This is a genomic window from Xanthomonas sp. NCPPB 1132, from assembly GCF_056629235.1.
This window is the reverse complement of the sequence record NZ_CM152819.1, coordinates 271,997-294,303: the sequence shown is the minus strand read 5'-3', so window position 1 is coordinate 294,303 and position 22,307 is coordinate 271,997. Positions and strand designations below refer to the sequence as shown.

17 protein-coding genes are annotated in these 22,307 nt (G+C 67.5%); 11 read left to right on the top strand and 6 right to left on the bottom strand.

The window, feature by feature from the left end; all coding sequences use genetic code 11:
• Positions 1 to 46: 46 nt before the first annotated feature.
• The 3 genes from cydB to AC1G9L_RS01240 all read right to left on the bottom strand — a co-directional run bounded on the left by cydB (position 47) and on the right by AC1G9L_RS01240 (position 3,160).
• Complete coding sequence (gene cydB, locus AC1G9L_RS01250) at positions 47 to 1,063, bottom strand: cytochrome d ubiquinol oxidase subunit II (protein ID WP_019800012.1); 1,017 nt, start codon at positions 1,061 to 1,063, stop codon at positions 47 to 49.
• On the bottom strand, positions 1,063 to 2,466 hold the full coding sequence (locus tag AC1G9L_RS01245) for a cytochrome ubiquinol oxidase subunit I (protein WP_019800013.1): 1,404 nt from the start codon (positions 2,464 to 2,466) through the stop codon (positions 1,063 to 1,065). Before AC1G9L_RS01245 ends, cydB begins: the two co-directional genes overlap by 1 nt.
• A gap of 382 nt (positions 2,467 to 2,848) precedes the next feature.
• Positions 2,849 to 3,160, bottom strand: a complete 312-nt coding sequence (locus tag AC1G9L_RS01240; RefSeq protein ID WP_019800014.1) for a hypothetical protein — start codon at positions 3,158 to 3,160, stop codon at positions 2,849 to 2,851.
• Between the two features lie 889 nt (positions 3,161 to 4,049).
• Between AC1G9L_RS01240 and AC1G9L_RS01235 the strand changes: the two genes are divergently transcribed.
• From AC1G9L_RS01235 to AC1G9L_RS01215, 5 genes are all read left to right on the top strand, one after another.
• On the top strand, positions 4,050 to 6,137 hold the full coding sequence (locus AC1G9L_RS01235; protein WP_152181437.1) for a glycosyl hydrolase family 28-related protein: 2,088 nt from the start codon (positions 4,050 to 4,052) through the stop codon (positions 6,135 to 6,137).
• A gap of 503 nt (positions 6,138 to 6,640) precedes the next feature.
• Positions 6,641 to 9,025: a S9 family peptidase gene (locus tag AC1G9L_RS01230; RefSeq protein ID WP_481070058.1), complete on the top strand. Its 2,385-nt coding sequence runs from the start codon at positions 6,641 to 6,643 to the stop codon at positions 9,023 to 9,025.
• A gap of 410 nt (positions 9,026 to 9,435) precedes the next feature.
• Positions 9,436 to 9,990: a hypothetical protein gene (locus AC1G9L_RS01225; RefSeq protein ID WP_481070057.1), complete on the top strand. Its 555-nt coding sequence runs from the start codon at positions 9,436 to 9,438 to the stop codon at positions 9,988 to 9,990.
• A 60-nt stretch (positions 9,991 to 10,050) separates the two neighbouring features.
• Positions 10,051 to 10,950, top strand: a complete 900-nt coding sequence (gene hemF, locus AC1G9L_RS01220) for an oxygen-dependent coproporphyrinogen oxidase (protein ID WP_019799743.1) — start codon at positions 10,051 to 10,053, stop codon at positions 10,948 to 10,950.
• Entirely contained in the window at positions 10,947 to 11,213 is a 267-nt protein-coding gene (locus AC1G9L_RS01215) for a DUF2164 domain-containing protein (protein WP_010342715.1), read from the top strand. Before hemF ends, AC1G9L_RS01215 begins: the two co-directional genes overlap by 4 nt.
• A 519-nt stretch (positions 11,214 to 11,732) precedes the next feature.
• Here the strand turns inward: AC1G9L_RS01215 and polA are convergent.
• The gene (polA, locus tag AC1G9L_RS01210) at positions 11,733 to 14,504 is read right to left on the bottom strand and encodes a DNA polymerase I (protein WP_481070055.1); all 2,772 of its coding nucleotides are present in this window, start codon (positions 14,502 to 14,504) and stop codon (positions 11,733 to 11,735) included.
• Positions 14,505 to 14,917: 413 nt separating this feature from the next.
• Here polA and AC1G9L_RS01205 point away from each other — a divergent pair, with 413 nt between their 5' ends.
• Entirely contained in the window at positions 14,918 to 15,211 is a 294-nt protein-coding gene (locus AC1G9L_RS01205) for a DUF2782 domain-containing protein (protein ID WP_017910345.1), read from the top strand.
• A gap of 252 nt (positions 15,212 to 15,463) precedes the next feature.
• On the opposite strand, the gene AC1G9L_RS01200 is transcribed toward AC1G9L_RS01205, so the two are convergent.
• Both AC1G9L_RS01200 and AC1G9L_RS01195 read right to left on the bottom strand, forming a co-directional pair.
• On the bottom strand, positions 15,464 to 15,910 hold the full coding sequence (locus AC1G9L_RS01200) for a universal stress protein (RefSeq protein WP_019799197.1): 447 nt from the start codon (positions 15,908 to 15,910) through the stop codon (positions 15,464 to 15,466).
• Positions 15,911 to 15,995: 85 nt separating this feature from the next.
• Positions 15,996 to 16,556 (bottom strand): maltose acetyltransferase domain-containing protein, encoded by a 561-nt coding sequence (locus tag AC1G9L_RS01195; protein WP_019799198.1) that lies wholly within the window; start codon positions 16,554 to 16,556, stop codon positions 15,996 to 15,998.
• 231 nt (positions 16,557 to 16,787) lie between these two features.
• On the opposite strand from AC1G9L_RS01195, the gene AC1G9L_RS01190 reads away from it, so the two are divergent.
• The 5 genes from AC1G9L_RS01190 (at position 16,788) to AC1G9L_RS01170 (ending at position 22,307) form a co-directional block, all read left to right on the top strand.
• Positions 16,788 to 17,084 carry a hypothetical protein gene (locus AC1G9L_RS01190; protein ID WP_481070053.1) on the top strand — a complete coding sequence of 99 codons (297 nt, stop codon included), beginning with the start codon at positions 16,788 to 16,790 and terminating at the stop codon, positions 17,082 to 17,084.
• A 292-nt stretch (positions 17,085 to 17,376) separates the two neighbouring features.
• Complete coding sequence (locus AC1G9L_RS01185) at positions 17,377 to 19,314, top strand: M61 family metallopeptidase (protein WP_019799200.1); 1,938 nt, start codon at positions 17,377 to 17,379, stop codon at positions 19,312 to 19,314.
• Between the two features lie 118 nt (positions 19,315 to 19,432).
• The gene (locus tag AC1G9L_RS01180; protein WP_019799201.1) at positions 19,433 to 20,173 is read left to right on the top strand and encodes an endonuclease/exonuclease/phosphatase family protein; all 741 of its coding nucleotides are present in this window, start codon (positions 19,433 to 19,435) and stop codon (positions 20,171 to 20,173) included.
• Positions 20,170 to 21,375 (top strand): cardiolipin synthase ClsB, encoded by a 1,206-nt coding sequence (gene clsB / locus AC1G9L_RS01175; protein ID WP_019799202.1) that lies wholly within the window; start codon positions 20,170 to 20,172, stop codon positions 21,373 to 21,375. Before AC1G9L_RS01180 ends, clsB begins: the two co-directional genes overlap by 4 nt.
• Positions 21,372 to 22,307 (top strand): UPF0104 family protein, encoded by a 936-nt coding sequence (locus AC1G9L_RS01170; RefSeq protein ID WP_481070051.1) that lies wholly within the window; start codon positions 21,372 to 21,374, stop codon positions 22,305 to 22,307. The genes clsB and AC1G9L_RS01170 overlap by 4 nt, the downstream gene beginning before the upstream one ends.

The following is a 22,307-nucleotide window of genomic DNA, read 5'->3' as shown; positions in this document are numbered from 1 at the left end:
CCACCGCCGCCGCTGGCAAGCCGCCCGGCCGCGGCGGCGGCCGCCGTCAGTGGTGGTAGCCGGTGTCGGCGGTGATCTTGCCGCGGAACACCCGGTACGACCACGCCGTGTAGCCCAGGATCACCGGCAGCAGCACCGCCAGCCCGACCAGCACGAAGCCTTGCGAGGACGGCGGCGAGGCCGCTTCCCAGATGGTCAGCCCGGGCGGCACGATGTTCGGCCAGATACCCAGCACCAGGCCGAAGAAGCCGAGCACGAAGAAGCACAGGGTCAGCACGAACGGGCGCGCATCGCGGCCCTGCGCCATCGCCGCCCGCCACAGCGCCAGCGCGTTGACCAGCACCAGCAGCGGCACCGGCGACAGCCACCAGAAATTCCCGTCGTGGAACCAGCGCGCCATGATCCGCGAGTCCAGGAACGGCAGCCAGGCGCTGACCAGGCCCATGAACACCACCACCACCAGCACCAGCGGCCGGGTCAGGGTGCGGGCGATGCGCTGCATCGCGCCCTCGGTCTTGAGGATCAGCCAGCTGCCGCCGAGCAGCGCATAGCCGAACACCACCGCCGCGCCGGTGAGCATCGAGAACGGACTGAACCAGCCCAGCACCCCGCCCAGGTACTTGCCGTCCTGCAACGGCATGCCTTCCACCAGCGCGCCCAGGATCACCCCCTGCCAGAACGCCGCGCACAGCGAGCCCAGTGCGAACGCCCAGCCCCACAGGTACTTGGAGGTGCGCGCCTTGAAGCGGAACTCGAAGGCCACGCCGCGGAACACCAGCGCGATCAGCATCAGCAGCACCGGCAGGTACAGCGCCGACAGCACCACCGCGTAGGCTTTCGGGAACGCTGCCAGGAGGCCGGCGCCGCCGAGTACCAGCCAGGTCTCGTTGCCGTCCCAGATCGGCGCGGCGGTATTCATCATCAGGTCGAGCTGCTCCTCGTCCTCGGCGAACGGCGCCAGGATGCCCAGACCGAGCACGAAGCCGTCCAGCAGCACGTACATCAGCACGCCGAAGCCGATCACGCCGAACCAGATCACCGGCAATACGGTCGCCATGTCCATCAGCGGGTCTCCTCGATGTCGTCGTCGGCCGCCGACAACGGCCGCGCCGGGGTCTTGTCGCCCTCCTGCATGCGCGGCGCCGGCTCGTGCGGCAACGGTCCGTGACGCAGCATGCGCAGGATGTACCAACTGCCGAAGCCGAACACCAGCGCGTAGGCGAGCACGTACACGCTCAGCGAGATCCACACCATCGCCGGGCTGACCGTCGGGCTGACCGCATCGCGGGTATGCAGCAGGCCATAGATCACGTACGGCTGGCGCCCGATCTCGGTGACGAACCAGCCGGCGACCAGCGCCACGAACCCGGCCGGCAGCATCGCGTTCCACGCCAGGTGCAGCGCGCGCCGGCGCAGGAGCGTGCCGCGCCACCAGAAGAACAGCGACACCAGCGCCAGCAGCAGCATCGCCATGCCCATCCCGACCATCACCCGGAACGCGTAGAACACCGGCTTCACCGGCGGCCGCTCGTCCCGCGGCACCGCGGTCAGCGGGGTGATCTCGCCATCCAGGGTGTGGGTGAGGATCACGCTGCCCAGGCGCGGGATGGTCACCTCGTAGTCGTTGCGCTCGGCGGCCTCGTTAGGCACCGCGAACACCACCAGCGGCACGCCCTGCCCCGGCGCCTCGCCGTGCCAGTGCCCCTCCATCGCCGCCACCTTGATCGGCTGGTGCTCGAGCGTATTCAGGCCGTGCGCGTCGCCAGCGGCGATCTGCAACGGCAGCGCGATCGCGGCGAACGCCACCGCCAGCTTGAGCATGCGCCCGGCCGCGTCCAGATGTTCGCCGCGGCGCAGATACCAGCCACTGACCCCGCCGATCACGAAACAGGTGGTGATGAAGGCGGCCAGCACCATGTGCGTGAGCCGGTACGGGAACGAGGGATTGAAGATCACCTCGCGCCAGTTGGCCGGATGGAACACGCCCTCGACCACGGCGTAGCCGGCCGGCGTCTGCAGCCAGCTGTTGGCCGACAGGATCCAGAACGTGGAGATCAGCGTGCCGATGGCGACCAGGCAGGTAGCCAGGAAGTGCAGCTTTTCCGGCACCTTGTGCCAGCCGAACAGCATCACCCCGAGGAACGAGGCTTCCAGGAAGAATGCGGTCAGCACCTCGTAGCTGAGCAGCGGGCCGAGGATGTTGCCGGCACGTTCGCTGAGCACCGCCCAGTTGGTGCCGAACTGGAAACTCATCACGATGCCGCTGACCACGCCCATGCCGAAGGACACGGCGAAGATCTTCAGCCAGAAGAAGTACAGATCGCGCCACACCGTGTCGCGGGTGCGCAGCCAGCGCCACTCCAGGAACGCCAGCCAGCTCGACAGCCCGATTGTGAAGGCCGGGAACAGCACGTGGAAACTGATGACGAATCCGAACTGGATGCGCGACAGCAGCAGGGCGTCCATGAGTAGCGCCTGAGGCAGCGGAAACGATGCCTATTGTTGGTGCAGCGCGGCGAAATGGGATGTGACGGTTTGTCGCAGGAAGGACATCCGCGGGTGTCTAAGCACACCTACGCCGGATGGGTATCCCTTCGGCATCTGGAGCCTCAGCGACAAAAGGGCTGATCAACGCGGCCCAAGGGAAATGACCTCGGCATGGGCCACGCTGACAACACTCAGACCCGGTGTTCTCCCGCCGGCTTCGGCGTTTTTCGGAAAATTTCGACGACGACAGGCGAATCAGACATCGCCGTTTTCGGCTCGATCACTGGTTCGACAACGCACACGGCAGTGGCACTCCCACCGCGGCGCTGACCGTCTCACAATTGCTCGCCCTTACTCGCCTTTACTTCAAATAGATCTCGAGAATACTGCACCCTTTGGCTTGCACATTGACCTTGCGCTTATTGAGCAGCGCGGCCATCGCGATGGCCAGCATGCCTTTTCCTCCAGATTGCGCTTCATCGAACGTCATGATCGGCGCGGAGGGAGATGCGGTCTTGCACTCTTGAGACACGGCGCTAAACCAAACGAAATGACCTGTCCCCGATTGATACGCGTTGATCTGTGTGATTTCAACATCATTCAACCACTCGTTGGCGAACGACGGACCAGAGAAACACAGTAGAAACAGCAATGTCACCCACTTCATCTTCATGTATCGCCCCCTTTTATCTTGAATTTTTGGTTTACACGAAAAACACCATCAACATCTGAATTTACAGATTCCCAGATGCCCACCCCAGGCGACGTCATCACCATCTTTTTATCTAAGACTGAAAGAAAAGCGCAATTATATTGAAACGCCCACACCCCTTTGAAGATCAATCAGTTTGGGCGCCCCGCCCTTGCCTGCCCCGCCTGCCAGCAGTATGCCATTTTCACCCTGCGCCTGCACTCGCTGATTCCGAGTGCGCAGCTCCGGATAGACGCCTGTGGCCGACGGGCACCTCGATGCGCCAGTATTTCACGGTGTTGGCAGCTCGACGGCATAGCCATCATCCCGCGCAAGTCGGCCGGATGCTGCAGAGCTCGCATGACAGTGAAACGCCACCTGCTGAGACTTGAAGTGCAATCGGAGCGGGCTTTTGCAAGGCGCGCCGACGCCTCGAACAAAATCTGGCGATCCTGCCGCAAGTCGCGACGCCCGCACCCCATCACCGTCGTCCGTGACCTCTCATCAGACGCGAGGGACGCCCTTTCGTGAACTCCATGCGCTGCGCATGCGCACTGCGACCGATGTTCTCGGCGATTTTTCCCGGCACCCCCAAAGACTCCATCGATGGCTCGCCCGACACGCCATCTTGCGACCTGATTCAACACATCCCTTCAACGAAATCTCATCCGATGAGAGCGATCTTTCGGATGCTGCCGTTTCGCCCCATGGAGAACGGGTCTTATAGATCAATCATGCGCCATTCCCGCCGCACCCGTGGTACCCGCGCTCTTCAAGCACGACGGCATGTGCAACGAGGACCTCGCGTTTCCGCGGCCTATCGAGCAACCCCTCTTCCGCCAACAGCGCAATTTCATAAAGGATCAGGAAAATGACAGTTCCCAACAGCCGCAGCCGTCGACTCCACCATGGCGACGGAACGAACGACACGTTTCCCGGCCCTGTGGCTCACGCCGCAACTCATATAAAGGTATTTATTTTCAGCGGTGACAGGGCGATCGAACTGGATGGCGATAATTTCGACGTGGAAAGCGTTGGAGATGAATCCGGCACACGCGTCATATTGCGTCGCCCACCATCTGCGGAGGAAACAATCTTGTTAATCAGAGCGGCGCCCTACGTGCAGGAGATTGATCTCGTGGGTCGAGGCGAATTCGACGCGATCCTGATCGAACGCGGACTGGATGCGCTGGCCATGCAGATTCAGCAGATTGTTGACTCATCGGAAATGTCACGGGACGTACCTGCTTCGATGGCAGGTACCGGTGGTGACGCTCACTCACCTTTCCCGGCAGCCTCGCGTGAAAGCAATGCGCTGCTTGCTGCAGCGGAAGCCAGCGATCCTGACGACACGTCACTACGTGAGAGTCTCGCTCAAACCACTGGGGGAGACTTGATTGGTTACGCCTTTCCCGCGACTGGCGGAAGCACGACGGTCAAGAAATTCCTGGATGGCCTATGGGCAGCGACAGGCGCGCAGAACATACGGTTTCAGCAGGCGGCGGCCACCGGATCTTTGCCCGTACATGTTGCCGAGAAATTGAGCTACCTTCCTGTATCAGTGCTGGAATTCGGCGCTGATCGCACCGGCGCTTCCGATTCGTCGGCAGCATTTCAGGCCGCGGTGAACTACGTGCAGAGTCGTGGCGGCGGGATTGTGCATGTACCATACGGCATCTATCAGATCGATGCTGCCGTGACGATTTCACGAGGGGGAATCGCGATCAAGGGCGACGGCGTCCTGGAAGAGTTTGTCGGCCCATTTGGCTCGACTGTTCCGCAACTCCGCGGCAATGGGTCGTGGATCCGTTTGGGCTCGATGACCGAGAGCGCGTTTGTTTTGGCATCCGGCTCGAACAATGTGCAGATATCTGGGCTTGGCTTCAATCAGGCCAAGCCTTCACCTGCACCCGGCTGGAATCCACCCGCGTACAAGCCTTGCATCCGGATCATTGCCGGCGGCGCTTGCTTGCTGGACAACCTGGTGTTTTTCGGCGTAACTGCCGGTATTGAAGTGGGCCAGCCGGGCGTCAGTACCGGACGCACGCGAATCGACAACGTATGGGGCGAGTTCTTCTCGTTCGGGATAAAGATTAATTTTGCGGCCGATGTGGTCCGCATCAACAATTTTCACCAATACCCGTTCTGGAGCGCTTTCACGGCAGATGTCGCCGCTTACACCCAGGCAAACACCTATGGCCTGATCTCGTACCGCAACGACAACTGTCAGATTGCCAACTTCTTCGTCTATGGCGTCTGGCGTGGCATGTACTTGGCCACAAGCGGGGACGGCGCCACCAATAAAATGATGGTGGCGAATGCCGACCTGGATGCGTGCGCGACCGGCGTCATGATAGACGGCAACGGCATCACCGCATCGATGACCAACCTTCAATGCCAACCCGGACCGAACACGCAGCTATCAAATAGCCGGGGTGTCTTCATCAATGGTGACAGAAATAGCCTGATGCTAGGCAATGTGCGTGTCGCGCGGACGACAGCAGAGGCTGTATTCGTCAGCGGGAACGACAACGCGATTGGCATCAGCAATTGCTATTTTGACAATTGGGACGATGCGCTGACTGGAGCCTTTACTGCGATTTCATCCACCAGCGCCTCGAACAGCATCCACCTGTCAGGCGCAATTACTTATTCCACGGGCACTGGTGCGCATGGGGCGTTTCTTGGTGGCCAGATGCAGGCCTACCACTGGCCCAACTGCGCCTCCGGCTCTCTGGCCGGCACGGTAGATGGTCGCGGCTTGGTGTCGATTACCCATGGACTCGGATTTGTTCCGGCACGCATCTTTGTCAACAACCAGACCGACTACGCGTTCCTCTTGAATGTGACGAATGCGGATAGCGCGAGCATCGAAGTCTCGGTTCGGGATGTGAACAAGGCCGGCGCTAGAGCCCCATCCGGGACGAATCTCGTGATCAACTGGTCGGCCAGCATGTAGCACGGGAAAGACGTTCAGTTCGACCAGCGCGGCTGCTCCAGTCGGTCGCCGCGCTGTCGACCGTTGGGGTGGGGCATGCACCCGCGACTTCCCAAGTCCCCAAAGACGCCGTTCGGCAAGACCAGGGCATGGTCACTTGGTCTTGCGGGCATCGCCGCTCGCGCGATGTTCCGGATTCGTACACGCAGGACGCCGCACCGGCGCCGCCTGCAGCCACCCGCCACGGCCAGGCATCGGAGGATGCGCCGCCCCGGCGCTGCCTACTGTCAACTGTGCGGTGATCGACATGTATTCATCGATACATGTTCGTGCCGGCGGCGCGATGCCTACGGTTGCCGGTTGCACTGATTGGAGTCCGCCGGCGCCTCGGCGCCGCCCAGGCACCGGCGCGCCACGTGAGTGTTCACCTGTCGCTCTTGCGCCATGCGCCCATGACCATCGGCGCAATCGCGCCTCCCTGGCGACTGCTACCCTTGTGGTTTGCCGTTCGCCCGGAATTCCAGATGCGTCGTCTCGCCCTGAGCGCTGTTGTGTTGCTGTCCCTGTCCTGCCTGCCGCCGCTGGCCGCGGCCCAGGAGACCACCGCCCCGCTGACCATCGAGCAGGCCATGGCCGATCCGGACTGGATCGGGCCGCCGGTCGAGGACGCCTGGTGGGCCTGGGACGGGCGCCAGGTGCAGTACCAGCTCAAGCGCACCGGCAGCCCGGTGCGCGACACCTACCGCCAGGGCGTCGACGGCGGCGCCGCGCAGCGGGTCGAGGACGCGCAGCGCAGCACCCTGGACGCGGCCAATCCGGTCTACGACGCACGCCGCCAGCGCATGCTGTTCGTGCGCAACGGCGACGTGTTCCTGCGCGACCTGCGCAGCGGCGAGCTGACCCAGCTGACCCGCAGCAACCAGGCCGCGGCACGCCCGCAGTTCACCACCGATGGCGGCGCGCTGTGGCGGGTCGGCAACGACTGGTACCGCTGGAGCCCCGGTGGCGGCGTGCAGCAGGCCGCGGTGCTCAAGGCCGAGCGCGATCCCGATGCCGCGCCCAAGCCCGACGTGCTGCGCGAGCAGCAGCTGCGCACGCTGGAAACCCTGGCCCGCGACCGCGCCCAGCGCGAGCTGCTGCGCCAGCAGGAGCAGGCCTGGCGTCGCGCCGACAGCAGCCGCGCGCCGGCGCCGGTGTACCTGAGCGACGACGTGGTGGTCGACGACAGCGCGCTGTCGCCGGACGGCCGCCACCTGCTGGTGGTGACCCACGCCAAGGGCGCCGAGGAAGGCCGCGAGAGCAAGATGCCGCGCTACGTGACCGAGTCCGGCTACGCCGAGTTCCAGGAAGCACGCACCCTGGTCGGCCGCAACTCGCCGGTGGCGCAGACCCTGTGGCTGGTCGATGCGGTGGCCGGCAGCGCGCGCAAGCTCGACCTGTCGGTGCTGCCCGGCATCGGCACCGATCCACTGGCGGCGCTGCGCAAGTCCGCCAAGCAGGAGCCGCTGCAGAGCCCGCGCGCGGTGCGCGTGGAAACCGACGGCGACGGCAGCGGCGCCTCGATGCACTGGAGCGAGGACGGCCGCAACGTCGCCGTGCTGCTGCGTGCGGTGGACAACAAGGACCGCTGGATCGCCAGCGTCGACCTGGACAAGGCCGTGCTGCAGCCGCGCCACCGCCTCACCGATCCGGCCTGGATCAACTGGAGCTTCAACGATTTCGGCTGGATGCCGGACAACCAGACCCTGTGGCTGCTGTCCGAGCAGTCCGGCTATGCGCACCTGTACACCCAGCGCGGCAACGAGAAGCCGCGCCAGCGCACTTCCGGCAAGTGGGAAGTGTCGGCGCCGATGGTCAGCGCCGACGGCCAGGGCTTCCTGTTCCTGTGCAACCGCAAGTGGCCGGGCGACTACGAGGTGTGCAAGCTCGACCTGCGCAACGACAGCGTCGCCGAGCTGACCTCGCTGGACGGCGTCGAGGACTTCGCGCTGTCGCCGGACGGCCAGCAGTTGCTGGTGCACTACTCCGGCCCCTACCTGCCGCCGCAACTGGCGGTGGTGCCGGCCGCCGGCGGCAACGCGCGCGTGCTCACCGACACCCGCAGCGCCGCGTTCAAGGCGCGCCCGTGGGTGCAGCCGCAGTTCGTGCAGGTGCCGTCCAAGCACGGCGCCGGCACCGTCTGGGGCAAGTACTACGGTCCGGCGCAGCCGGAGCCGGGCAAGCGCTATCCAGTGGTGATGTTCGTGCACGGCGCCGGCTACCTGCAGAACGTGTCGGCGCGCTACACCCCGTACTTCCGCGAGCAGATGTTCCACAACCTGCTGGTGCAGAAGGGCTACATCGTGCTGGACCTGGACTACCGCGCCAGCGCCGGCTACGGCCGCGACTGGCGCACCGCGATCTACCGCAACATGGGCCATCCGGAGCTGGAGGACTACCTGGATGGCCTGGACTGGCTGGTCGACAGCAAGCAGGGCGACCGCAGCCGCGCCGGCATCTACGGCGGCTCCTACGGCGGCTTCATGACCTACATGGCGCTGTTCCGCAGCCCCGGCACGTTCAAGGCCGGCGCCGCACTGCGCCCGGTGGCCGACTGGAGCCAGTACAACCACGAGTACACCTCCAACATCCTCAACACCCCGGACCTGGACCCGGAGGCCTACCGCACCTCCTCGCCGATCGAATACGCCAGCGGGCTGCGCGACCACCTGCTGATCGCCCACGGCATGGTCGACGACAACGTGTTCTTCAAGGACTCGGTGGACATGACCCAGAAGCTGATCGAGCTGCACAAGGACAACTGGGAGATCGCGCCGTACCCGCTGGAGAAGCACGGCTTCACCCGCGCCGACTCCTGGCTGGACGAGTACAAGCGCATCCTCAAGCTGTTCGAACGCGAGCTGCGCTGAGCCGGTCGCATATCGAGGCGCCTGCCGTCGACGTGCGGCAGGCGCTGGGGAACCCGCGCGGCGCCTGCAGCAGGACGCCGCCAACCTCCTGCACCGCCCACGCATCACGCCATCGCGTAGGAGCGGCTTCAGCCGCGACGCATTACCGGCAACGCCCCGTCGCGGCTGAAGCCGCTCCTACGCAAGCACCCACAGCCACCGGACCCAGCACTGCCTGCGCCCCTGCGGTTTTTGGCAGCCCCCGGCCCGGACGGCAACGGACGACCTTGCCATCGGCCAAGCGCCCGGCACATGCGCAGGGGACACCATCGCGCGCCCAACCGGCTTGCGCCCGGGTCCGCCATCCCTATCCTTGCCGGACTGCCGCCGGTGCGGCGCCGCCAGCGCCGCCCCGCCCCGAAGGACCGCCGATGTCGCCCCCGCCCCTGCCAGCCGCCCGCAACCAGACCATCGACGCGATGGCCAAGCTCACGCTGCTGCTGGGGGTGCTGTCGCTGCTGTACGGGATTGGCCAGGCGCTGCTGCTGCTGGCATTGCCGGACGGGGCGATCGAGGGCGCGCTGCGCGAGGCCGGCCTGCCATTGCCGCCGCTGCTGCAGTGGTGCGTGACCCATGCGCTGGCGCTGTCCTGGCTGACCGCGCTGCTGTCCGCGGCACTGTGCGCGGCGGCGTGGGCGCTGCTGCAGCGGCGCGACTGGGCGCGGCGGGCGTTCATCGTGTTCCTGGTGGTCACCGCCGCGGCCAACTTCGCGGCGCTGCCGCTGCTGTGGCAACTGTTCGACCTGCTGCATGCGTGGACCCTGCTGCAGGGCGTCGACCCGCAACAGCTCCAGCACGACCTGGCGCTGGGCCGGATCACGCTCATGGTCAGCGGCGCGCTGACCGCCCTGGTCTTCGCCGGCCTGCACGGCTGGCTGGTCTACCAGCTGTGCCGCCCCGCGATCCGCGCCGAGTTCCGCCGCTGACCGCCTCGTCCGTGCGGTTCGCCGCAGACGGCTGACACAGCGAGCTTCTAGAATGGCGGCATGCATACCTTCGACCGTGTCCGCGACTATCTCACCGGCCTGCAGGACCGCATCTGCGCGGCGATCGAGGCCACCGACGGCCAGGCCCGTTTCGCCGAAGACCTGTGGCAGCGCGCGGAGGGCGGCGGCGGCCGCACCCGCATCCTGCGCGACGGCGCGGTGTTCGAGCAGGCCGGCATCGGCTTCTCCGACGTCGCCGGCACCCGCCTGCCGCCCTCGGCCAGCGCCAACCGCCCGGAACTGGCCGGCGCCTCCTGGCGCGCGGTCGGGGTGTCGCTGGTGTTCCACCCCCTCAGTCCGTACATCCCCACCACCCATGCCAACGTGCGCTACTTCGAGGCACAGCGCGATGGCGCCACCGTGGCCTGGTGGTTCGGCGGCGGCTTCGACCTGACCCCGTACTACCCGTTCGACGAGGACGCCCGCCACTGGCACCAGACCGCGCACGACCTGTGCGCGCCGTTCGGCGAAGACCGCTATCCGGCGCACAAGCGCTGGTGCGACGAGTATTTCTTCCTCAAACACCGCAGCGAGACCCGCGGCGTCGGCGGCCTGTTCTTCGACGACCTGCATGCCGATTTCGAGCGCGACTTCGCCTACCAGCGCGCGGTCGGCGACGGCTTCCTCGACGCGTACCTGCCGATCGTGGAACGCCGCCGCAGCCAGCCCTGGGGCGAGCGCGAGCGCGAGTTCCAGCTGTACCGGCGCGGCCGCTACGTCGAATTCAACCTGGTCTACGACCGCGGCACCCTGTTCGGCCTGCAGAGCGGCGGCCGCAGCGAGAGCATCCTGATGAGCCTGCCGCCGCGGGTGCGCTGGGAATACGGCTTCCAGCCGGAACCGGGCAGCGCCGAGGCGCGCCTGGCCGAATACCTGGTGCCGCGCGAGTGGCTGGCGTGAGCGCGCCGGCGCGCACCGCGGTGCTGGGCCGCGAGGACAAGCGCGCCATCGCCGAACAGCTGCAGGCCTACCTGCGCACCGAGCTGCAGCAGCAGGTCGGCGCGTTCGAGGCCGAATTCCTGCTCGACTTCGTCGCCGAGCGCATCGGCCCGCACTATTACAACCGCGGCCTGCACGATGCCCGCGCCACGCTGACCGCGCAGATGGACACCCTGGACGACGCGCTTTACCAATTGCAGCAGCCGACCGACGCACGCCGCTGAACGCGGCAGCAGACGCCGGGAACGTGGCGCCGAAAAACTGCGGGCATAAAAAAGCCCCGCGGACCAGGGGGAGGTCGGCGGGGCCAGGGAACGGAGACTTGGGGAGGAGTCGCCGTTCCTGGATCTGCTCCAGGGGATGGGAGGAGATCCGCGACAGGTATTGCGCCTGTCGAGGGATATAAGAACATTTCCCACCTTGCTCGTTCGTGAAGATTTAAGTTAAAAATTTGTCAGATTAAGGACGGATTCATTCGCAAAATCCGCCCGAAATAAACAGCGTCAAAATTCCGTTCAACCGCTGCAGCGCCGCGCGCCGCAGGGTGTGACGCCAGTTGGAATTCCAGGGGCTTCAGCGCGCCTCGGGTCAAAAAAGCAGCGCGAATGGGAAAGCGAAAATCACTGGCGGGATAATCCGTCCGAAAACCCGATTCGATTTTTCCGCGAGCCGGCACCACGCTGTCTACGCAAGGCACCGCGACGTCATGCCGGGTCCTGGATCCAGCTTCAGGACCGAGGCGCTCAATGCGCCTCGTCCCAGTTGTCGCCAACCCCGCTGTCCACCACCAGCGGCACCTTCAGCTCCGCCGCGGCGGACATCCGCCCGGTCACTTCCGGCAGCAGGGTGTCGACGAAGTCGGCATCGGCCTCGAACACCAGTTCGTCGTGCACCTGCAGGATCATCAACGCGCGGTCGCGGTGGTCCTGCAGCCAGGCGTCCACGCCGACCATGGCGCGCTTGATGATGTCGGCGGCGGTGCCCTGCATCGGCGCGTTGATCGCGGCACGCTCGGCGCCGGCGCGCAGGCCCTGCTGGCGGGCGTTGATGTCGTTCAGGTACAGGCGGCGGCCGAACAGCGTCTCGACATAGCCCTGGGTGCGCGCCTGCTCGCGCATGCGTTCCATGAAGTCGCGCACGCCCGGGTAGCGGCTGAAATACAGCGCCACGTAGTCCTGCGCCTCGCCGCGGCCGATGCCCAGGTTGCGGGCCAGGCCGAACGCGCTCATGCCGTACATCAGGCCGAAGTTGATCGCCTTGGCGGCGCGGCGCTCGTTGCCGGTGACCTCTTCGAGCTTGCGCCCGAACACCTCGGCGGCGGTGGCGCGGTGCACGTCCACGCCGCTGCCGAAGGCACGCAGCAGGCCGGGGTCCTCGGACAGGTGGGCCATGATCCGCAGCTCGATCTGCGAATAGTCGCAGGCGATCAGCTTGCGCCCGGGCGGGGCCACGAAGGCGCGGCGGATGCGGCGGCCGTCGTCGGTGCGGATCGGGATGTTCTGCAGGTTGGGATCGGAGGAGGACAGCCGCCCGGTGGCGGCACCGGCCTGGTGGTAGCTGGTATGCACGCGGCCGGTATCGGGATTGACCATCTCCGGCAGCTTGTCGGTGTAGGTGCTGCGCAGCTTGGCCAGGCCCCGGTACTCCAGGATCACCCGCGGCAGCTCGTGCTGGTCGGCGATCGCCTCCAGCGCCTCTTCGTTGGTGCTGGGCTGGCCCTTGGGGGTCTTCAGCACCGCCGGCAGCTTCAGTTCGTCGAACAGCACCGCCTGCAACTGCTTGGGCGAGTCCATGTTGAAGCTGCGCCCGGCCAGCTCGGTGGCCTTCTGCTGCGCGGCCAGCATGCGCTGGCTCAGCACCTGGCTCTGCTTGCGCAGCTCGGCGATGTCCACGCACACGCCATTGGCCTCGATGCGCGCCAGCACCGGCACCAGCGGCATCTCGATCTCGCGGTAGACCCGCGCCAGCGCCGGCTCGGCGTCCAATTGCGCCGACAGCGTGCGGTGCAGGCGCAGGGTGATGTCCGCATCCTCGGCCGCGTAGCGGGTGGCGTCGTCGATGGCCACCTGCGAGAAGGCGATCTGCTTGGCGCCCTTGCCGGCCACGTCCTCGTACTTGACCGTGTCGTAGCCCAGGTAGCGCCGGGCCAGCGAGTCCATGTCGTGGCGGCTGGCGGTGGAATTGAGCACGAAGCTCTCGAGCATGGTGTCGTCGGCGTAGCCCTGCACGTCCACGCCGTGGCGGCGCAGCACGTGCAGATCGTACTTGCCGTGCTGGCCGACCTTGGCCTTGGCCGGATCCTCCAGCAGTGGCTTGAGCATCTCCAGCGCCAGCGCGCGATCCAGTTGCACCGGAGCGCCCGGGTAGTCGTGGCACAGCGGCAGATAGTCGGCGCGGCCCGGCTCGGTGGCGAAGCTGAGCCCGACCAGGTTGGCGCGCATCGCGTCCAGCGCGTCGGTCTCGGTGTCGAAGGCGAAGCCGTCGGCGGCGCGCAGGCGCACCAGCAGTTCCTCGAACTGTTCGGGCGTGCTCACCGCGGTGTAGTCGCCCTTGGCGGCCAGTGCCGGATCCAATACGGCGGCATCGGCCGGTGCGGCGCCACGGGCATAGCCGGCGGCGGTGCCGCGCAGGCTCGGCGTCACCTCGCTGGCGGCCTCCGGCGCGGCCACGCCGCCGTCCAGGTCGCGCAGCGCCTGGGTGAAGCCGTAGCGCTGGTACAGGCCGCGCAACTGCGCCGGGTCCTGCTCGCGCAGGCCCAGCGTGCGCGGCCCGCCGGGCAGGGCCACGTCGGTCCTGATGGTCACCAGGTCGCGGTTCAGCGGCAGCCGCTCCAGCGCGGCGCGCAGGTTGTCGCCGATCTTGCCCTTGATGGAGCCGGCATGCGTGATCACCCCGTCCAGCGAGCCGTACTCGGCCAGCCACTTGGCCGCGGTCTTGGGCCCGCACTTCTCCACCCCGGGCACGTTGTCGATGGCGTCGCCCATCAGCGCCAGCAGGTCGACGATCTGGTGCGGCCAGACCCCGAACTTCTCCATCACCGCCGCATCCGAGTCCATGCGGCTGCCGCTCATGGTGTTGACCAGCTGCACGCCGGGGCGCACCAACTGGGCGAAATCCTTGTCGCCGGTGGAGATGGTGACGTCCAGGCCGTCGCCGGCGCCCTGCAGGGCCAGGGTACCGATCACATCGTCGGCTTCGACCCCGTCCTCGCGCAGGATGGTGATGCCCAGCGCATGCACGATCTGGCACATCGGCTCGACCTGCGCGCGCAACTCGTCGGGCATCGGCGGGCGGTTGGCCTTGTACTGCGGGTACAGGTCGTCGCGGAAGGTCTTGCCCGGCGCGTCGACCACGAAGGCGACGTACTCGGGGCGCTCCTTCAGGGTGGCGCGCAACATGTTGACCACACCGAACAGCGCGCCGGTGGGCTCGCCGGCGGCATTGGTCAGCGGCGGAAGCGCGTGAAACGCGCGATACAGGTAACTGGACCCGTCGATCAGGACTAATCGGCTCATCGGCCAATTCTACGCTGCGGCGTGTAGCCCCTCTCCCGTCGGGAGAGGGGTTGGGGTGAGGGTCCGGCGCGAAGCGCCGCGCTGATTTGATCCACGAGGCTGCGCCCGTACCCTCATCCGCCCCTGCGGGGCACCTTCTCCCAATGGGAGAAGGGAAACGCCAAAGCCCCTCTCCCGTCGGGAGAGGGGTTGGGGTGAGGGTCCGACGCGAAGCGGCGCGCTGACTTGGTCCACGAGGCTTCGCCCGTACCCTCATCCGCCCCTGCGGGGCACCTTCTCCCGAAGGGAGAAGGGAACAGCGAGCCCCTCTCCCCCGGGAGAGGGGTTGGGGTGAGGGTGCGGCACCATTCGCACACCGCACGCAGACACTCGGCGCATACTCTGCGCATGTCCTGCCTGTGGAGTACACCGCAATGAAAGCCCTGATCCTCGTTCCGCTGTTGCTGCTGGCGGGCTGCGCCTCGACCGGCCTGGGCCCGGACGGCGCGCCGATGGACGTGCGCGGCGCGGAAACGACCCAGCGCAAGATGGACAACGGCGATACCGTCGACGAATACCGCGTGGGTGGCCAGTTGCGCATGGTCAAGGTGACCCCGGCACGCGGTCCGGCCTACTACCTGTACGACCGCAACGGCGACGGCCACATGGAAGTGGACGGCAGCAAGGACAATGTGTCGCCCGTGTACTGGAAGCTGTACAGCTGGTGATGTCGCGCCCGGCGCGCCGCCCAACGGCGGCGCGCGTGAGGGTGAGCGCATCTTCCCGATCTGCCAGAGGACGGATGCACGTGCGTATCGGGCGCCAGCCCCCTGTCGCGGCGTCGCCTCTTGGCGCAGCCGCGTGACAGGCCGAAGCGTATCGGCAAGGCCATAGGTCGCTGCCGCCAGCGGCCGGATGCCAAACGCAGGCCTCAAGCGGTTTCGGCACCGCGCCGACATCGGCGCGGGCGCGCCCGCACGTCAGCGGATCACCAGCACCGGGATCTGGCTGTTGGCGAGCACTTCCGCCGTCTGGCTGCCGAGCAGGACACGGCTCATGCCGCGGCGGCCGTGCGAGGTCATCACGATCAGCTCGCTGTTGCAGGCCACGGCCATGTCGATGATGCCCTCGGCGGCGTAGCGGTCGAGCACGTGACGGCCGTGCGCGGTCACCCCGGTCGCTTCGGCGGCGGCCAGCGCCGGCGCCAGGATCTTCTGCGCGCCGGCTTCGCGGTCCTGGCGGTATTCGGGGCTGGCCTCGTAGCCCACGCTCCAGCCCATCGCGTCGTACATGCCCATCGCCCACGGCTCGGACACGGTGACGATATCCACCTCCGCGCCGAGCGCGGCGGCCAGCGCCAGGCCCTGTTGCAGGCCCTTGGCGGACAACTCGGAACCATCGATGGCGATCAGGATGCGCTTGTACATGGCGGTGCTCCGGTAACGCCGCGCGTGGCGGCCAGGAAAGCATTGCACACCCGCTGCGCAGCGCCCGCCTTGACCCGGATCAAATTCAGTCGCTGTGCGGCTTCAGCGGGCGTGCCGGATTGCCGGCCACGCGCGCGCCGGCCGTCACGTCGCGGGAGACCACGCTGCCGGCGCCGATCACCGCGTCGTCGCCGATGGTCACACCCGGCAGCACGATCGCGCCGCCGCCGATCCAGACATTGCGGCCGATCATGACCGGCCGCCCCAGCTCCAGCCCCTCGGCGCGCTGCGCGGCCTCGCGCGGATGATCGGCGGCGTATAGTTGCACCGCCGGGCCGATCTGGGTGCCGGCGCCGATATGCACCGGCGCCACGTCGAGGATCACGCAGTTGAAGTTGAGGAACACGTCCTCGCCGAGGTGGATGTTGTAGCCGTAGTCGCAATGGAACGGTGGCCGCACCACCGCGCCGCGTCCGACCGAACCCAGTCCTTCGACCAGCAATGCGTGCCGCCGTGCAGATGGCTCGGCCAGCGCCGCGTTGTAGCGCCGCATCCAGGCACTGGCCGCGTCCTGCTCGGCCTGCAGTTGCGCGTCGTTGGGACGATACGCCTCGCCAGCCAGCATCTTCTCTTTTTCGCTTCGCATCCTTGCCCTCCCAGGCAGTGGTCGAAGGGGAATGATCGCAATGATCGCATCGCGCTGCGTCACGGCGCGTGTCCCCTGGCGGTGACGCGCAGGCGGCAGCCACGGCGACGTCGTGACCCACAGACCACGCCGCATTCACCGTCCAGCAACGCCTACGCGTCCGATCATCGAATGCCTGTGCCGGCACATTCCAGCCCGCGTGGACTCTCTCCCAGACAAAGGCGGTGCGCGATGTCCGAACGTGTGGAAGCAGGTCAGATGGTGTTCGTCGCCGATGGCGAGGTCGGTGTGGGGGCGGTGCGCGAGGTCCGCGACGGCGGCGCCACGTTCGTCGTCAATATCGAGAACGGCGGCGACTTCGTGGTGCCGGCGAGCGCGGTGCGCGACGTGCATTTCGGCAAGGTGATCCTGGCGGTCGAGCACCTGCCGGCGCCGCTGCGCGAGGCGTTGCGGCATCCGCATGCTGCGGAGCTGCCAACCTCGACCTATGCCGCCAGCGATCCGGGCGACGGGGCGCTGAAGGACTGAGGCGGCACGCTTTCCGGCTGCAATACCGAAGCTGCGATGCAACCGGAGTCCAGGGGTTGCGCACTTGGTGGCCGTCCACAGTGGGACAGAGCCGGACGACCAACGCTGTCGCCAGGCGCTGGAGGGATACCGCTGTCGCGCGGCCTTCCCGGGATCACAGCCCGGAAGCCGTGGCACCGGGATGAACGGCATTGCCTGGCACCTTCGTGACCGGGCCGGGCAAGTGCGCCGGCGACGGCGGCAGGTGCTAACGTTCCGCGCTTCGCATCCCATCCCGCTCCCGGAGCCGCGCATGTCCGCCACCACTTTTCCCGTCTCCCGTCGCGCCCGCCGGGCGCTGGTCCTCGGCATCGGTCTTGCGCTCGCTGGCGCCGCGCAGGCGCAGGTGGTGCGCACGCCCGACGTGCCGGCGCCGCAGGACACGTCCTACCCCGGCACCCTGACCCTGCAGGTGGACGCCGGCGACGTGCGCCAGGGCATCTACCGGGTGCGCGAGACCATCCCGGTCAGCGCCGGGCGGCTGACCCTGCAGTACCCGCAGTGGATCCCCGGCGACCATTCGCCGAGCGGGCCGGTGGCGATGCTGGCCGGCCTCACCCTCACCGCCAACGGCAAGCCGCTGCCGTGGCGACGCGACACCTTCGACGTGTACAGCTTCCACGTCGACGTGCCGCAGGGCGTGAGCGCGATCGACGCCAGCTTCCAGTACCTGTCGCCGCGCGACGACGGTTTCGAGATGACCGACAAGATGCTGCAGCTGGAGTGGAACAAGGTGGCGCTGTACCCGGCCGGCCACGACACCCGCGGCATCACCGTGGCGCCGAGCGTGACCCTGCCGGCCGGCTGGGAGTTCGGCACGGCGCTGGAGACCGCCAGCCGCGACGGTGCCACCACCACCTTCAAGCCGGTGGACTTCACCACCCTGGTCGACTCGCCGATCTACGCCGGGCGCTACTTCAAGCGCGTGGACCTGACCCCGGCCGGCGGCGCGCCGGTGCACCTGGACGTGGTCGCCGACGCGCCGCGGTTCCTGGACATCAGCGCCGAGCAGCTGCAGGCGCACCGCAACCTGCCGGTGCAGGCGATCAAGCTGTTCGGCTCGCACCACTACGCGCATTACGATTTCCTGTTCTCGCTGTCGGACGTGCTGGGCGGCAACGGCCTGGAACACCACCAGTCCAGCGAGAACGGACTGGCGGCCGACTACTTCAGCGCCTGGGACGAGAACGCGCCGGACCGCGACCTGCTGGCGCACGAGTACACGCACTCCTGGAACGGCAAGTTCCGGCGCCCGGCCGACCTGTGGACGCCGACCTTCAACGTGCCGATGGGCGACTCGCTGCTGTGGGTCTACGAGGGCCAGACCCAGTACTGGGGTTATGTGCTGACCGCCCGCGCCGGGATGTGGACGCCGCAGCAGTTCCGCGACGCGCTGGCGATGACCGCGGCCAACTACGACCGCAACCGCGCGGGCTTCCGCTGGCGCTCGCTGGAGGACACCACCAACGACCCCACCGCCGCGCACCGGTCCCCGCTGCCCTACCGCAGCTGGCAGATGAGCGAGGACTACTACAGCGGCGGGCAGATGGTGTGGCTGGCGGTGGACGCCAAGCTGCGCGCGATGAGCGGCGGGCGCAAGTCGCTGGACGACGTGGCCAAGGCCTTCTTCGGCATCGACGACGGCAGCTTCGCGGTCAAGACCTACACCTTCGACGACGTCGTCGCCGCGCTCGACGGCGTGGTCCACTACGACTGGGCCGACTACATCAACCGCCGCGTCTACCAGGTGGACCCGCCGCTGCTGGAAGGCCTGCAGGCCAGCGGCTGGAAGCTGGTGTACACCGACCAGCCCAGCGCATTCGAGAAGCAGTACGACGGCCGCCACCAGTCGGCGCGGCACCGCTACAACTTCGCCTGGTCGATCGGCCTGGTGATGAACGACGACGCCAGCATCAACGACGTGCTGTGGGACGGCCCGGCATTCAAGGCCGGGGTCAGCAGCGGCGCCACGGTGCTGGCGGTCAACGGCCAGGACTACTCACGCGACACACTCAAGCAGGCCATCGCCGACGCCAAGGACGGCAGCACGCCGATCGTGCTGACACTCAAGTACCAGGGCGGCGTGCGCGACGTGCCGGTGAACTACCACGACGGCCTGCAGTATCCGCACTTGGTGCGGGTCGAGGGCACCCCGGACTACCTGAGCAAGATCATCGCCGCACGGCGCTGAGCCGACACCGCCGCCGCTGCCGGCAATGCAGCGGCGGCAAATGCGCGACGCGACACCGTCACGCGCCGCACGCGGACGCAGACGACAATGGCAGGCGTGGTTTCCGTCCTGTCCCGGCATGCCTGCGATCGAGTTGCTGACCATCAATGCGCACATGGGCTTCAGCGTGCTGAAGCGGCGCTTCATGCTGCCGGAACTGCGCGCGGCGATCCGCGCCCTGCCCGCGGACCTGGTGTTCCTGCAGGAAGTGCTGGGCGAACACCAGCTGCATGCCGGCCGCCACGCCGACTGGCCGGCGCAGAGCCAGTACGAATTCCTTGCCGATACGCTGTGGCCGCAGTTCGCCTACGGCCGCAATGCGGTGTATCCGCATGGGCACCACGGCAACGCGCTGCTGTCGCGCTTCCCGATCGCCTACTTCGTCAACCGCGACGTCTCCATCGCCGGCCACGAGCACCGCGGGCTGTTGCATGCGGTATTGGAGATTCCCGGGCACGCCGAAGCGGTGCATGCGATCTGCGTGCACCTGGGCCTGCGCGAGGCGCACCGGCGCCGGCAGATCGGCCTGCTGGGCGCGTTGGTCGCCGAACTGCCTGCACAGGCGCCGCTGATCGTCGCCGGCGACTTCAACGACTGGCGCCAGCGCGGGCATCCGCTGCTGCAGCGGCACGGCCTGACCGAGGCCTTCGCGCAGCTGCACGGGCGCGTGGCGCGCAGCTTCCCGGCGCGCTGGCCGCTGTTGCCGCTGGACCGCATCTATGTGCGCAACGTGCACATCGAGGCCGCACGGGTGTTGACCGGCCGGCCGTGGTCGCACCTGTCCGACCACGCCCCGCTGCATGCCAGGATCGTGCTGTGAACCGGGCGGCGAACCGCGACACGCGCTGGCGCCAGGGCCACCGCCTGCAGTTGCTGGAGAACGGCGATGCGTACTTCCCGCGCGCCTTCGCCGCGATCGACGCGGCCCGGCACGAGGTGTTGCTGGAGACCTTCATCTGGTTCGAGGACGAGGTCGGCCTGGCGTTGAAGGACCACCTGGTCTCGGCCGCGCGCCGCGGCTTGCGCGTGCACCTACTGGTGGACGCGTTCGGCTCGCCGGATCTCTCGCCCGGCTTCGTGCGCGAACTGACCGAGGCCGGCGCCGAACTGCGCCTGTTCGACCAGCAGCCGACCCTGCTCGGCGTGCGCCTGAACGTGTTCCGGCGCATGCACCGCAAGCTGCTGGTGGTGGACGGGCGGATCGGCATGATCGGCGGCATCAACTGGTCAGCCGATCACCTGGCCGATTTCGGCCCGGAGGCGAAACAGGACTACGCGGTGGAGGTGCACGGCCCGGTGGTGGCGGACATGGTCGCGTTCGTGCGCCGGACCCTGGTCACCCACGGCACCGGTGCGGGTTGGGTGCCGCAGGAGAACGTTGATGTGCCGCCCGCCGGCGCGGCCGAGGTATGCTTCCTGCCGCGCGACAATGCCGGCCGTTCGCGCAGCATCGAGCGCGCCTACCGGCAGGCGTTCCGCAGCGCGCGGCACGAGATCGTGATCGCCAACGCCTACTTCTTCCCCGGCTACGGCTTCCTGCGCGACCTGTGCGCCGCTGCGCGCCGCGGGGTGGCGGTGAAGCTGATCTTCCAGGGCCAGCCGGACACGCCGCTGGCGCTGTTCGCCGCACGCGCGCTGTACCGGCATCTGGTCGATGCCGGCGTGCACATCTTCGAATACTGCGAGCGCCCGTTCCACGGCAAGGTCGCGGTGATCGACGGCCACTGGAGCACGGTGGGATCGAGCAACCTGGATCCGCTGAGCCTGGCGCTGAACCTGGAAGCCAACCTGGTGATCCGCGATGCCGCCTTTGCGCGCGACCTGCACGGGCGCCTGCAACGGCTGATGCAACGGCATTGCCGCGAGGTGGTGCCGGCGCGGGTGCCGCGCGGGCGCTTCTGGCAACCGCTGCTGCGGCCGCTGCTGTTCCACCTGCTGCGCAACGTGCCGCAGTGGGCCAGCCGACTGCCCAAGCGCACGCCGCGCACCGCCGTGCTGCGGCGCAGGCGGCATGCGCCATGAGCCGACCGCGCAAACGCTGGCGCGTGCTGCGTCGTTTCGCCTACCTGGCCTTCCTGGTTCTGGTGGCGATCCTGCTGGTACGTGCGGCGCGCACGGTGGACTGGGCGCAGGTCGGCACCACTCTCGCCGGTTACGGTGCCGGCACACTGGCCGCCGCGACCGGGGTGACCCTGGCCAGTTATCTGCTGTATGCCGGCTACGATCTGGCCGCGCGACGCTACGCCGCGCATGCGCTGCCGACGCCGCGGGTCATGGCGATTGCGGACATCGCCTACGCGTTCAGCCTGAATGTCGGCGCGCTGATCGGCGGCACCGCCCTGCGCTACCGCCTGTATGGACGCGCCGGGTTGGGCCTGGCGACGATCAGCCGCGTGGTCGGCTTCGCCATCGCCACCAACTGGGTGGGCTATCTGCTGCTGACCGGCGTGCTGCTGGTCAGTGGGCGCCTGCGCATGCCGGCGCAGTGGCCGCTGAGCGGCGCGGCACTGCCCTGGATCGGCACCGCGATGCTGGCCGCGGTGCTGGCGTATCTGATCGCCTGCAAGCGCGCGCATGGCCGCATGCTGCAGGTGCGCGGCCACGTCCTGCACCTGCCGCCGTTGCCGCTGGCGCTGCTGCAACTCGGCCTGGGCACCGGCAACTGGGCGCTGATGGGTGCCCTGCTGTACGTGCTGATGCCGGCCGGCGTGGCCTACATCTCCGCCTTGGGCGCACTGCTGGCGGCGGCCGTGGCCACCGCCATCGCCCACGTGCCGGCAGGCATCGGCGTGCTGGAAGCGGTGGTGCTGCCGCTGCTCGGCGCTCAGGCGCCGCAAGCGGAACTGCTGGCGGCATTGCTGGCCTATCGCGCCTTCTACTACCTTGGCCCGCTGCTGCTGGCCTGTGCCGGCTATGCGCTGCTGGAAGCGCGGAGACGGCGCGGCGCGGGCTGA

Bases quoted from the DNA above. Each gene is read 5' to 3' on its own strand.
- AC1G9L_RS01245 (WP_019800013.1), bottom strand. From the start codon at position 2,466: ATGGACGCCCTGCTGCTGTCGCGCATCCAGTTCGGATTCGTCATCAGT.
- AC1G9L_RS01200 (WP_019799197.1), bottom strand. From the start codon at position 15,910: ATGTACAAGCGCATCCTGATCGCCATCGATGGTTCCGAGTTGTCCGCC.
- AC1G9L_RS01225 (WP_481070057.1), top strand. From the start codon at position 9,436: ATGTCGCCCCCGCCCCTGCCAGCCGCCCGCAACCAGACCATCGACGCG.
- cydB (WP_019800012.1), bottom strand. From the start codon at position 1,063: ATGGACATGGCGACCGTATTGCCGGTGATCTGGTTCGGCGTGATCGGC.
- AC1G9L_RS01230 (WP_481070058.1), top strand. From the start codon at position 6,641: ATGCGTCGTCTCGCCCTGAGCGCTGTTGTGTTGCTGTCCCTGTCCTGC.
- AC1G9L_RS01180 (WP_019799201.1), top strand. From the start codon at position 19,433: ATGCCTGCGATCGAGTTGCTGACCATCAATGCGCACATGGGCTTCAGC.
- AC1G9L_RS01185 (WP_019799200.1), top strand. From the start codon at position 17,377: ATGTCCGCCACCACTTTTCCCGTCTCCCGTCGCGCCCGCCGGGCGCTG.
- AC1G9L_RS01240 (WP_019800014.1), bottom strand. From the start codon at position 3,160: ATGAAGATGAAGTGGGTGACATTGCTGTTTCTACTGTGTTTCTCTGGT.
- AC1G9L_RS01195 (WP_019799198.1), bottom strand. From the start codon at position 16,556: ATGCGAAGCGAAAAAGAGAAGATGCTGGCTGGCGAGGCGTATCGTCCC.
- AC1G9L_RS01190 (WP_481070053.1), top strand. From the start codon at position 16,788: ATGTCCGAACGTGTGGAAGCAGGTCAGATGGTGTTCGTCGCCGATGGC.
- AC1G9L_RS01170 (WP_481070051.1), top strand. From the start codon at position 21,372: ATGAGCCGACCGCGCAAACGCTGGCGCGTGCTGCGTCGTTTCGCCTAC.
- AC1G9L_RS01205 (WP_017910345.1), top strand. From the start codon at position 14,918: ATGAAAGCCCTGATCCTCGTTCCGCTGTTGCTGCTGGCGGGCTGCGCC.
- hemF (WP_019799743.1), top strand. From the start codon at position 10,051: ATGCATACCTTCGACCGTGTCCGCGACTATCTCACCGGCCTGCAGGAC.
- AC1G9L_RS01235 (WP_152181437.1), top strand. From the start codon at position 4,050: ATGACAGTTCCCAACAGCCGCAGCCGTCGACTCCACCATGGCGACGGA.
- polA (WP_481070055.1), bottom strand. From the start codon at position 14,504: ATGAGCCGATTAGTCCTGATCGACGGGTCCAGTTACCTGTATCGCGCG.